Raw genomic sequence first — 10,887 nt, 5'->3', positions numbered from 1 at the left:
GTAATTCCCCGCTTTTCTGTCTTGTCGGTGGTTGATTCTGGGTGTCGTTCCGGCCTGTGTACAACAGTTGCTCACAAATGATTCACATTGCGAGGAGGCCTGTTGACCTCACGATCCACATGTTTGTCCACACCTGTGGATAACTGGCCGATAAAGTTATCCACAGCGTACTCCGTTAAGTGTGGATAGCCGTAATTGCCGTCAAATTGCGTTCTGACCTGGATGTTCATTGATTTGGAAAAGAGTTTCCCGCACCTAAGCGCGTGGTTATTCACAGGCCGGATCCTCTCCTGAGCAGGAAGAAGCGGTGATTGAGCCATTGTTACCCACACGGGGTGGAATGGTCTAGGAGGGAACCGTTACCGAGGATTTTCTCGCCGGGGCGCCCCGGGGACGAGGTCGGGCCACGAGGAGGTGGACCGGCAAAAACCTCAGTGGCCTGCACAAAACCACAGCTTTGTAATTTCAGGGGCACCCGTTTAAATGTGTGAATTGCGGCGCCGCCTCGATTTGTCGGCTTTCGGATCTGTCGCGTACTCTTGTCAGGGTCTGTTGCTTCCCTGGACGAGTTCACGACGAACACGTTCGGCGAAACACTTTTGAGAGCGTCATCAGCGCCGGCCACCGGGACGTCGTTGTCCAGTGCGGAGACGCGCGCCGCAGCATGGGATCATGTATCTCCACGCCCTGCCGCAGCACTCAGTTTCATAACCATTAACGGTTGCCAGGTTGCGTCCCGGGATCCTGGTGGCACCGACATGCACAAGGAGAGACCTCGTGTCCAAGCGCACTTTCCAGCCGAATAACCGCCGTCGCAGCCGTAAGCACGGCTTCCGTACCCGTATGCGCACCCGCGCAGGCCGCGCCATCGTTACGGCTCGTCGCCGTAAGGGCCGCGCCAAGCTCACCGCGTAGTCTTCGCGGATCGCAGTGCTGCCGAAACACCACAAGCTGGCCTCCTCGGCCGACTTCGCGTCGACCATCAAGGGGGGCCACCGTGGCGGCAGTCGCACCCTGGTCGCGCATGTTCGTGACCGCAGGACCGAACCGACTGACCCGGATCCTTCACTGGTTCCCGGGCCTCGGTTCGGTCTTGTCGTTTCCAAGGCCGTGGGCAACGCAGTGGTTCGCCACCGCACGTCCCGCCGGCTGCGCCACGAGGCGATAGCCCTCGTCGACACGCTTCCGGCCAACCTCGACGTGGTGATCCGCGCCCTCCCGCCCGCCGGCGGGGCGACGAGCGAGCAGCTGCGCCGTGACCTGGCCAAGGCGATCGAGAAGGCGCGCCACCGTGGCTGACTTCAACACCGACGGCGAGCGGCTTCCCGCCCCCCGCGGGCCGCTTTCCCGGCTCGTCGTCAGCGCGGTGAGGTTCTACCAAAACCGACTGTCGGGCCTTAAGATGGTGTCGACCTGTCGGTTCGAGCCGACCTGCAGCTCGTTTGCCCTTGAGGCGGTGTCCCGGCATGGAGCAATTCGTGGCGGACTGATGTCGCTGGCTCGGTTGGCAAAGTGCGGTCCCTGGCATCCGGGCGGTTATGACCCCGTCCCGAGGCCGAAATCGCGCGCCCGATAATCACTGATCTAGGAGTTCCGACCCGAAGTGCTCAATTTTGTCTATTGGCCGATCTCGGCCGTTATGTGGTTCTGGTACGAGGTCCTGAGCCTCGTCATGAACCCGGACTCAGGCGTGACCTGGGTGCTGTCCATCATCCTGCTGACCTTCACCATCAAGGCCATCCTGCTGTGGCCGACGATGAAGCAGCTGCGCTCCTCCCGCAAGATGGCGCAGCTCGCGCCGAAGCTGCAGGAGGTCCGACAGCGCTACAAGAACGACCAGACCAAGATGGCCGAGGAAAGCCAGAAGGTCTACAAGGACGCCAAGGTCAACCCGCTGGCCGGCTGTCTGCCGATGCTCATCCAGATCCCGGTGTTCATCGGCCTGTTCCACGTGCTGCGTTCCTTCAACCGCACCGGTGAACCCGGCGGCATGGGCGGCGGCGGACTCGGCATGACCGCCGAGGAGAACCGCAACACCGCGAACTACATCTTCTCCCCGGATCACGTCCAGTCCTTCCTCGACGCCCGCTTTTTCGGCGTGCCGCTGTCTTCCTCCATGTCCATGGGAGAGGATCAGCTCGCCGCCTTCGCCGAGAACGGGCTCGACTTCGCCCGCTGGCAGGTCATCGTCGTGGCCGTGCCGCTGGTCATCTTCGTCGCCGTCATCACCCACTTCAACGCGCGCCTGTCCCTGGCCCGCCAGAAGGACCGCCAGGCATCCGGCAAGGTGACTGCGCCGACCGGCGACAACGCCGACATGATGAAGATGCAGCAGGACATGATGGGCAAGATGATGCTCTGGATGATGCCTGCCTTCACCATCTTCACCGGCTGGATCTGGACCATCGGCCTGCTCGTCTACATGGCCGCCAACGTCGGCTGGTCCTTCGTCCAGATGCAGCTCGTCTACCGCAAGATGGACGCTGAGGAGGCTCAGGAAGAGGAAGAGAAGGCCGCTCTGGCCAGGGCAAACGCCCCGCAGGTCGGCGCCCGCAAGGCCGATCGTCGCACCAAGTCCGAGCGCCGCGACGTCGTGGCCCCGGCCACCGGTTCGACCTCGGCGCGGGCGGCGCGTCGCGAAGCCTTCGAGCAGCGCGTCGACGCTCTCCCGGCGATCGAGCCGCAGGACCGAGACTTCGTCTACCTCTCCAACGCCGAACGCAAGGCGCTCGGCTCCGACAAGCGCGTCGAGTACGACCTGGCCCGCGACGGCTTTGAGGCCCGCAACCCGGAGGTCGCCGCGGCGGCCGCCGCCGCCGGCGCCGAGGGCGTGGGGCGCCAGTGGGTGCTCGACCGGGTGAAGGACAGGTACAACACGTAGTTCCTCGCACGCTCCGGACTACGGAAGAGCACGCGGAACGCGGTGGGAATCCCCCCACCGCGTTCCTTCTTTTTCCCCGGGCGCGATACGCTGGACAGTACATACCCAGCCGTGCCATCACCCCAAGGAGTGCACTTTGTCAGCCGACAACACGACCCCCGCCGCCCTGCCGGAACCGCCCGCAGCCGCAGCCGAGATCTTCGGCGACCGCCTCGACAAGGCCGTCGCTTACCACCGCTCCCTGGCCACCACCGGCTCCGAGCGCGGCTTCATCGGGCCCCGTGAGGTGCCGCGTCTGTGGGACCGCCACGTCCTCAACTGCGCCGTCATCGGCGAGGCCTTCCCGGCGGGCGCCTCCATCGCGGACATCGGCTCCGGGGCTGGCCTGCCCGGCATTCCCCTGGCCATCGCCCGCCCGGACCTGAAGATCACCCTCATTGAGCCGCTGCTCAAGCGCTCCACCTATCTCGGCGAGGTCGTCGACGAGCTCGGGCTGGACAATGTCACCGTCGTCCGCGGCCGGGCCGAGGAGCCGCACGTGCGCAAGCTGGAGAAGGTCGACGTGGTCACCTCCCGGGCGGTCGCCCCGCTGGGCAAACTCGTCGGCTGGTCGCTGCCGCTGGTGAAGATCGGCGGCTCCATGGTCGCGATGAAGGGATCCTCCGTCGGCGAGGAGCTGGAACGCGACGCCACGCAGATCCGCAGAGCCGGCGGCGGCGAGGCGGAGATCTTCACCGTCGGCGACAAGGTGCTGGAGGAACCGACCACACTCATCCGGATCCCGCGGGTGAAGTAGTCGAATCTGGTGGTGTCGTCCCCACACACTAGAGTAAGGAAACATGAACTGGTGGGAAGACAAGGACGATCCCTCGATGGATGAGCAGCAGCGCAAGACCCTGGTGCGGGGCACCTTGCCGCGTCCGGATGAGCCGCGCCTTATCACGGTCGCCAACCAGAAGGGCGGCGTCGGCAAGACCACCAGCTCCGTGAACATGGCCGCCGCGCTGGCGGCGCACGGACTCAAGGTTCTGGTCGTCGACCTGGATCCGCAGGGCAACGCCTCCACTGCGCTCGGCGCCGAGCACCGGGCGGGCATCACCAGCTCCTACGAGCTGCTCATCGGTGAGGCCACCGCGGACGAGGCCATCCAGGTCTCGCCGCACAACCCGAACCTGCACTGCATTCCGGCGACCATCGACCTCGCCGGCGCCGAGATCGAGCTCGTCTCCCTCGTCCGGCGCGAGTACCGGCTTGCCGACGCCCTCCGCAAAGGCCACGTCGCCGATCAGGGCTACGACTACATCTTCATCGACTGCCCGCCGTCGCTGGGGCTGCTGACCATCAACGCGATGACCGCCGTCGACGAGGTGCTCATTCCGATCCAGTGCGAGTACTACGCGCTGGAGGGCGTGGGGCAGCTGCTCGGCAACATCAGCATGATCCGTGAACACCTCAACACCTCCCTGCACATCTCGGGGGTGCTCATGACGATGTACGACGGCCGCACCAAGCTTTCCGAGCAGGTCGCCCAGGAGGTGCGCAACCAGTTCGGTGACGTCGTGCTCAAGAACATGATTCCGCGCTCCGTGAAGGTCTCCGAGGCGCCGGGCTACGGCCAGACCGTCATCGACTACTCGCCCACCTCACGCGGCTCCCTGGCCTACCTGGACGCGGCCCGGGAGTTCGCGGAGCGCGGCGACTACCAGCCGCACGAGACCACCGGTCCGATCGGTGTGAGCCCGACTATTGCCGCGCAACTCGACAGCAGCATGGAGGACAGCATCTGATGGCCACGAAGGATTCCACGCCCGGCGAGAAACCGACCCCTGGCATTCCCCGAATCGGGCAGCAGGGCGGTGAGAACCGGAAGGGCGGCCTCGGCCGCGGCCTGGCGGCGCTGATCCCCGCCGGCCCGGGTGAGGGCGCCAGCGCCTCGCCCCGCCCGCGCCTGGGCGACGGTGCCGCGGACGTCGTCATCGGCGGCAGCAAGGGATCCCGTGCCCGCAGCTCCGTGCGCGGCGCCCCGACCTTCGGCCGGCCGACGGAGACCCCGGCGACGATGCGCAAGGTCGTCCAGCAACAGGAGAATGAGGCGGCCGCCGAATTCGGCGCCACCTACCAGGAAATCCCGATCGGCCTCATCGCGCCGAACTACAAGAACCCGCGGACCGTTTTCGACGAGGACGAGCTCAACGAGCTGGTCCACTCCATCCGCGAATTCGGCCTTCTCCAGCCGATTGTCGTCCGCCCTGACGGACCCAACTTCGAACTCATCATGGGTGAACGGCGTTGGCGCGCCGCCACCAAGGCGGGCCTGCGCAAGATCCCGGCGATCGTCCGCGACACCTCCGATGAGGACATGCTCCGGGACGCCCTGCTGGAGAACATCCACAGGGTTCAGCTCAACCCCCTGGAGGAGGCGGCCGCCTACCAGCAGCTGCTCGAGGAGTTCGACGTCACCCAGGCGGAACTCGCTGACCGGCTGGGCCGCTCCCGCCCGGTGATCACCAACATGATCCGTCTCCTGCAGCTGCCGGTCGGGGTGCAGCGCCGCGTCGCCGCCGGCGTGCTCTCCGCGGGACACGCACGCGCCATCCTCGGCCTCAAGGCCGGGGAGGCGGCCCAGACGGCCCTCGCCGACCGCGTCGTCGCCGAGAGCCTCTCCGTGCGCGCCACCGAGGAGGCCGTGACGCTGGCCAACCGCGACGGCGTCCTCCCCGAGAAGAAGGTCCGCGAGCCCGTCGAGCAGCCCGCGTACCTCACCACCGCCGCCGAGAGCCTGGCCGACGAGTGGGACACCAAGGTCTCCATCACCCGCGGCAAGCGCAAGGGCAAGATCGTGGTGGAGTTCGGGGACCGCGAGGACTTTGACCGCATCATGGCGCTCATCAAGGGCGCTGAGGGCGCTCCGGGCGCAGAGGACCACTGAGCCGCCCATGGGAGCCCGCCTGCGTCCACTGACCGATGACAACCAGAGGTTGCTGCATCGGCTGGCGGCCCGCAGCGTCTTCTGGGAACTCGAGCCGGAGCTCGCGTGCCGGGTGACCGAAGCCGGCGATGCGCAGTTCGAGAAGGAGGTGTGGATCTCCACCACCCTCCTCGACTACGGCACCTGCGGCTACTCCATCGTCGACGGGGACGGTGCCGCAGGCCTGTCGGTCACGGCTACCATCCTGTTCTGCCCCGCGTCGCTGGCCCCCGGCGCCCGAGCGATGCCCACCGGCCCGGTCAGCGAGGACGCGGAGATCATCACGTCACTGTTCGTGGATCCCGGGCTCGAGGCGATGGGCATCGAACCGGTGCTGCTCGACGCCGCCATCATGGAACTGACCCGCCGCGGCGCCACCGCGGTCGAGGCCTTCGGCCTGGCCATCGACTGCACCACCGAGGACGTCGCCGCCCTCTGCGAGGAGCACGCCGACATCGTCGCCAGGGACCGGGAGATCGGCCTGATCAGCGAGATGGCCCTGCGATCAGCGGGATTCGAGGTCGTCGAGCCCCACCCCGTGCTGCCGCGTCTGCGCCTGGAGCTTCCCCCGGCGCAGGGACTGCTGTCAGCCGCGGCCGTCGAGAAGCTGCTCTCCGGGGTGGCCGCCCCGGTGACCTGAGGTCTTCCTGCCCGACCCCAGCTCAGCGCCAGACTCCCCGCCCCGGCCAGTGAACGAAACCTGGGCGAGCGTTTAGTCGTAGGTGAAGAACTGGCCGACGTAGACATCCCCGCCGGGCACTGACCAGGTCTCCACACCGGCACGCTTCGGGTTGTTCACCTTGCTCGGAGTAGCGGTCAGGTACCACTGCCCCGTGGCCTTCAGGTCCTCCGGACTGACCCGTGAGACAATGCCCTCACCATGCGGGAAGTAGAGGGACCGGGAGATCCCCTTGTCATCGAGCCAGATTTCACCATTGAACCCCTGCTTGGCCAGCTCGAGTGCCTGGGCCTCGACCGGTCCGCCCCGGTCAATGGAATAACCCTGTCCAGCCAGATAGAATTCGATGGCTCCCCGCAGACCATAGCCCGACCGGTTGGACGGGTCGGCCACTTCAGGCTCGAAGGGGTTGTTGAAACTGATGCCCGATGACAGTTGCGGAAACTGCGGGAGAGGGCTCAACCGGGGCAAGGATGGAAGGCCGGGCAGGCTGGTGACGGACGACTGCGCGCCCGCGGCAGGCGCGGTGATCAGGGCCAGGGACACGGTGACGGCGGGGACGGCCCGACGGATTAAATCTTTCATGTTTCACACATTACGGTGACTGCGAATCCAGCGACGGACATACGTGTACTTCTCTCTCCCCCCCGAAAAGGACCGGCATGTGAGAGGAAATGCGCCCCCGGGGCCCAAAGCCACCGCAGGGTGGCCTCCCTGCTGACCGGCTACGTCACCGATTGGCCGCCGTCCCCGGGACTGCCGGCTCACGCAACTTCCGCATCAGAGCTTCAAAGACCCTCGGCGGCGAGCAGCTCGTCGAAGCGGAAGCTGCCGGTCGGCGCGTGATCCTCGTCCAGCAGGTAAAGCCGCTTCACGGCCACCACGATCGCCTCCGCGATGGCGTCGCGGTTGGCCGGGGCCGTCAGGATGCTGACGTCACCCGGGTTCGTGAGGTAACCGAGGACGACCTCCACCGAGGGCATCCGGGTCAGGCGCAGCAGCTCCCAGGTGCGGGCGTGGTTGCCGCAGTTGAGCAGGTCGGTGCGGGCCGCGATCTCGCGCTGGATGTAGCCGGAGAGCGTCTCCCCGGTCATGGAGGAACTGCCCTCCTCCGAACCGAAGTAGAAGCTGGCCACGCCGTTGGCCTTCTCGTTCGGGTAGGAATCGCAGGCCAGCGAGATCATCAGGTCGGCGCCGAAGGCATTGGCGATGTCGGCCCGATCCTGCGCGGAGGGGTTATCCGTGCGGGTGCGCGAGAGAATGGTCTCCATGCCCGCGGCGATCATCCGGCCCTCGATGCGGTGCGCGAGATCCCAGAGGAGCTCCTCCTCGGCGACCTCGCCGTAGCGGCCCTGGACGATCTGACCGAACTCGCCGTTGCCCAGGCCGGGATCGATGACGACGCGCTTGCCGGCCAGCTTCGGGCCGGCGGCGCGCACGGTCTCGCGTTCGCGGATCGCCTGCGGGGAACCGCCGGTGATGCGACGGCCCAGCAGGGACAGCGCCCGCAGGGTGTCGGGGCCGCAGACGCCGTCGTTCTGGAGGCCGGCGTTGAGCTGGTAATCGGTCAGAGCCCGGTGGGTCAGCTCACCGAAGTGGCCGTCCACGTGCCCGTCGTAGAAGCCCAGCTCCTGCAGCTGCTCCTGCAGCTGGGCCACGTCGTCGCCGATGAGTTCGTTGTTCGGCTGGAACTGCAGGACACGGGCGCCCAGTGTGTAGGACGCGTGGCGCAGCTCGCGCAGTGTCAGCTCGTCGATGACGCCGGACGGGACAACGCCACGGGACTGCTGGAAGGCCTTGAGGACCTCCGCCAGCGCCTCGTCGAAAATGGTGTCCGCGTCGGCGTATTTCTGAGACGCTGACTTGCCGCCGGTGACGGCTCCCCCGAAGCCGGGGAGCAGGCCGAGACGGGCCAGCGTCGTGCGAACTTCGGCGACGCGTGGGCTGGACTGCCCAACCTTGATGCCTCTAGATACGGTCATCGGCGCATCCCCTCCCTGTGTCAAGCATTATCGATGTGGTTTCTCACCCTAGCAGTTAGAGGTGCGCTTTAATACGATCAATGATTTCCGCTTTCGGGCGGAGCCCCACGAACTCATCGACCTTTTCACCGTTCTTGAAGATGAGGACGGAGGGGATTGACATGATCTGGAACATGGCCCCCAGGGTGCGCTCGGTGTCCACGTCGACCTTGGCGACGGTGACCTCGCCGGCCATGTCCTCGGCGATCTCCTCGATCATCGGGGAGAGCTTCTTGCACGGGCCGCACCACTCGGCCCAGAAGTCGACAACGACCGGTTTGTCGGAGTCGATGACGGTGGCCTTGAAGGTGTCCTGGGTGACATCTACGACGTTGCTCATGGGTTTCTCTTTCTCGAGAAGGAGGGCCTAGACGGTCTCGGCGCCGGCGGCGGAGGTGCTCGGGGCCGGGGTGTCGGCCAGGAAAGCCTCGGCGTCCAGGGCCGCCTTGCAGCCGGAGCCGGCGGCGGTGACGGCCTGCTGGTAGTGGTCGTCGACCAGGTCACCGCAGGCGAAGACGCCCGGGATTCCGGTGCGGGTCGACGGGGCGTCGACAAGCACGTAACCGTCCTCGTTGAGCGGCAGCTGGCCCTGGAAGGTGGCGGTGCGCGGGTCGTGGCCGATGGCGACGAACATCGCGGTGACGTCCAGGTCGCTGGTCTCGCCGGTGACTGTGTCCTTCAGGACCAGGCCGCCGACCTTGCCGTCGACCTCCTTGACCTCGTCGACGACCTTGTTCAGGGCGAACTCGATCTTCTCGTTCTCGCGGGCGCGCTCCACCATGATGGCGGAGGCACGGAACTCCTCGCGGCGGTGGATGACGGTGACCTTCTCGGCGAAACGGGTGAGGAAGAGCGCGTCGGTCATGGCGGTGTCGCCGCCGCCGACGACGGCGATGTGCTGACCCTTGAAGAAGAAGCCGTCGCAGGTGGCGCAGTAGGAGACGCCGCGGCCGGTCAGCGACTGCTCGCCCGGGACGCCGAGCAGACGCGGTGCGGCGCCGGTCGCGAGAATGACGGAACGTGCCAGGTAGACCTCGTCGCCGACGTGGATCTTCTTGATCTCGCCCTCGAGCTCGACGGAATCGACCAGCTCCATGCGCAGGTCGGCGCCGAAACGCAGGGCCTGGGCACGCATCTCCTCCATGAGGGACGGGCCCATGATGCCGTTCTGGAAACCGGGGAAGTTCTCCACCTCGGTGGTGTTCATGAGCTCACCGCCGTACTCGTAGCCCTCGAAGACGATCGGGTTGAGCTCCGCGCGGGCCGCGTAAAGAGCGGCGGTGTAACCGGCCGGGCCGGAACCGACGATGGCGACCTCGTGGATGGTGTCGGTCATGGGGACGCAAACTCCTTCAAAAGATTGACGAAATGGATCTCGTCGTGATGTTGCCCCATTGTAACCAGCCAGGCGTGGTCTCCCCTATCGCCACGGCTAGGGCGACGCGCCGACTCTCGCCAGCGCCTCACTGAAAGCGGTGCGTGCGCGGGCCCGACGTGACTTGATGGTGCCGGGTTTCACACCTTCCTCCCTGGCCACATCCTTAACGGAATACCCGAATGCGTCGACCGCGAGGAGCGCCCGACGCTGATCGGGGTGCAGCGAGTTCAGCGCCTCCCGCACGGCCATCGACTCCGAATGGGCGGCATGCGGGTCGTGGGCGAGCCGGTAGTCGTGCTCGGCGTCGACGGTGTCGTCGTTCAACGTGGGCATTTCCCTGCGGAAGCGGTGGTGGGAGAAGTCGTAGCCGCCGTTCATGACCATCCGGTGCAGCCATGTCGACAACGAGGACTCCTGCCGGAAGGAACCGAGCTTGCGCGACGCCTTGAACAGGGCCTCCTGGACGACGTCCTCGGCGTCGGCCTCGTTGCCCCGGGTGTATCTGCGGGCCACCCACAGCAGTCGGGCACGGTGCCGTTCCACGATCGTCGAAAACGCGGTGGCGTCCCCCGCCAGGAAGTCGGAGACCAGCTGTTCGTCGGAGCGCTCCGTCTTGCCCAGGTGCGCCAGCGCCGCGAAGCGTCCGGGCTCCGGGGGGCGGGCCGGATCGTTGAAGCCGTCCCCCTCGAAGCGGGAGTTGCCGACGACTGCCGTCAACCGGTCACGGGCACGTTCCCTGGCGTCGGCGGCGGTGCGCTCTGCGATGGTGGACGGCTGGTCGAGCCGTTGTTCTGGACCTGGCATTCTTCCCCCCGGAAGCGAATGACTCAAGCGTTCTTGACCCCGATGCTAGAACCCGCGGGGCGTCCCGGCGGTGACTTCCCGTCCACTGTGGTGTGCACGGAAAACACCGCGCCCGGCCCCCTATGGTGCAGGAGGCCGGGCGCGGGGGCGGTCAGG

Annotated in this window: 13 protein-coding genes; 8 read left to right on the top strand and 5 right to left on the bottom strand. The window is 66.4% G+C overall.

What is annotated here, in order from left to right; translation table 11 throughout:
• Nucleotides 1-777: 777 nt before the first annotated feature.
• The 8 genes from rpmH (at nucleotide 778) to CGUA_RS13135 (ending at nucleotide 6,489) form a co-directional block, all read left to right on the top strand.
• Nucleotides 778-915: a 50S ribosomal protein L34 gene (gene rpmH / locus CGUA_RS13170; protein ID WP_290196432.1), complete on the top strand. Its 138-nt coding sequence runs from the start codon at nucleotides 778-780 to the stop codon at nucleotides 913-915.
• Between the two features lie 15 nt (nucleotides 916-930).
• Complete coding sequence (gene rnpA, locus CGUA_RS13165) at nucleotides 931-1,299, top strand: ribonuclease P protein component (protein WP_290196430.1); 369 nt, start codon at nucleotides 931-933, stop codon at nucleotides 1,297-1,299.
• Complete coding sequence (gene yidD / locus CGUA_RS13160; protein ID WP_290196427.1) at nucleotides 1,292-1,576, top strand: membrane protein insertion efficiency factor YidD; 285 nt, start codon at nucleotides 1,292-1,294, stop codon at nucleotides 1,574-1,576. Before rnpA ends, yidD begins: the two co-directional genes overlap by 8 nt.
• A gap of 27 nt (nucleotides 1,577-1,603) precedes the next feature.
• A complete protein-coding gene (gene yidC / locus CGUA_RS13155) occupies nucleotides 1,604-2,881 on the top strand; it encodes a membrane protein insertase YidC (RefSeq protein ID WP_310169374.1) in 1,278 nt (425 codons plus the stop codon).
• Between the two features lie 136 nt (nucleotides 2,882-3,017).
• Nucleotides 3,018-3,677, top strand: coding sequence for a 16S rRNA (guanine(527)-N(7))-methyltransferase RsmG (gene rsmG / locus CGUA_RS13150; protein ID WP_374725054.1), 660 nt, complete (start codon nucleotides 3,018-3,020; stop codon nucleotides 3,675-3,677).
• Nucleotides 3,678-3,753: 76 nt separating this feature from the next.
• Nucleotides 3,754-4,668 (top strand): ParA family protein, encoded by a 915-nt coding sequence (locus tag CGUA_RS13145; RefSeq protein WP_290198403.1) that lies wholly within the window; start codon nucleotides 3,754-3,756, stop codon nucleotides 4,666-4,668.
• Complete coding sequence (locus tag CGUA_RS13140; RefSeq protein ID WP_290196425.1) at nucleotides 4,668-5,810, top strand: ParB/RepB/Spo0J family partition protein; 1,143 nt, start codon at nucleotides 4,668-4,670, stop codon at nucleotides 5,808-5,810. Before CGUA_RS13145 ends, CGUA_RS13140 begins: the two co-directional genes overlap by 1 nt.
• A gap of 7 nt (nucleotides 5,811-5,817) precedes the next feature.
• Nucleotides 5,818-6,489: a hypothetical protein gene (locus tag CGUA_RS13135; RefSeq protein WP_290196423.1), complete on the top strand. Its 672-nt coding sequence runs from the start codon at nucleotides 5,818-5,820 to the stop codon at nucleotides 6,487-6,489.
• Between the two features lie 72 nt (nucleotides 6,490-6,561).
• Here CGUA_RS13135 and CGUA_RS13130 read toward each other — a convergent pair whose 3' ends face one another.
• The 5 genes from CGUA_RS13130 to CGUA_RS13110 all read right to left on the bottom strand — a co-directional run bounded on the left by CGUA_RS13130 (nucleotide 6,562) and on the right by CGUA_RS13110 (nucleotide 10,731).
• Complete coding sequence (locus tag CGUA_RS13130) at nucleotides 6,562-7,113, bottom strand: hypothetical protein (protein WP_290196420.1); 552 nt, start codon at nucleotides 7,111-7,113, stop codon at nucleotides 6,562-6,564.
• A 203-nt stretch (nucleotides 7,114-7,316) separates the two neighbouring features.
• A complete protein-coding gene (locus CGUA_RS13125; protein ID WP_290196417.1) occupies nucleotides 7,317-8,510 on the bottom strand; it encodes an N-acetylmuramoyl-L-alanine amidase in 1,194 nt (397 codons plus the stop codon).
• Nucleotides 8,511-8,565: 55 nt separating this feature from the next.
• Nucleotides 8,566-8,889 (bottom strand): thioredoxin, encoded by a 324-nt coding sequence (gene trxA / locus CGUA_RS13120; RefSeq protein WP_290196414.1) that lies wholly within the window; start codon nucleotides 8,887-8,889, stop codon nucleotides 8,566-8,568.
• 27 nt (nucleotides 8,890-8,916) lie between these two features.
• Nucleotides 8,917-9,885 (bottom strand): thioredoxin-disulfide reductase, encoded by a 969-nt coding sequence (gene trxB, locus CGUA_RS13115; RefSeq protein WP_290196412.1) that lies wholly within the window; start codon nucleotides 9,883-9,885, stop codon nucleotides 8,917-8,919.
• Nucleotides 9,886-9,981: 96 nt separating this feature from the next.
• On the bottom strand, nucleotides 9,982-10,731 hold the full coding sequence (locus CGUA_RS13110; protein WP_290196410.1) for a sigma-70 family RNA polymerase sigma factor: 750 nt from the start codon (nucleotides 10,729-10,731) through the stop codon (nucleotides 9,982-9,984).
• Nucleotides 10,732-10,887 lie beyond the last annotated feature (156 nt).

Source organism: Corynebacterium guangdongense (assembly GCF_030408915.1).
Classification (GTDB): Bacteria; Actinomycetota; Actinomycetes; order Mycobacteriales; family Mycobacteriaceae; genus Corynebacterium; species Corynebacterium guangdongense.
Note: the sequence above shows the minus strand (reverse complement) of the source record. Positions and strands in the feature narration are given on the sequence as shown.

Excerpts from the sequence above, each read along its gene's own strand:
- CGUA_RS13110 (WP_290196410.1), bottom strand. The coding sequence starts at position 10,731 with ATGCCAGGTCCAGAACAACGGCTCGACCAGCCGTCCACCATCGCAGAG.
- CGUA_RS13135 (WP_290196423.1), top strand. The coding sequence starts at position 5,818 with ATGGGAGCCCGCCTGCGTCCACTGACCGATGACAACCAGAGGTTGCTG.
- trxB (WP_290196412.1), bottom strand. The coding sequence starts at position 9,885 with ATGACCGACACCATCCACGAGGTCGCCATCGTCGGTTCCGGCCCGGCC.
- trxA (WP_290196414.1), bottom strand. The coding sequence starts at position 8,889 with ATGAGCAACGTCGTAGATGTCACCCAGGACACCTTCAAGGCCACCGTC.
- CGUA_RS13140 (WP_290196425.1), top strand. The coding sequence starts at position 4,668 with ATGGCCACGAAGGATTCCACGCCCGGCGAGAAACCGACCCCTGGCATT.
- CGUA_RS13130 (WP_290196420.1), bottom strand. The coding sequence starts at position 7,113 with ATGAAAGATTTAATCCGTCGGGCCGTCCCCGCCGTCACCGTGTCCCTG.
- CGUA_RS13125 (WP_290196417.1), bottom strand. The coding sequence starts at position 8,510 with ATGACCGTATCTAGAGGCATCAAGGTTGGGCAGTCCAGCCCACGCGTC.
- CGUA_RS13145 (WP_290198403.1), top strand. The coding sequence starts at position 3,754 with ATGGATGAGCAGCAGCGCAAGACCCTGGTGCGGGGCACCTTGCCGCGT.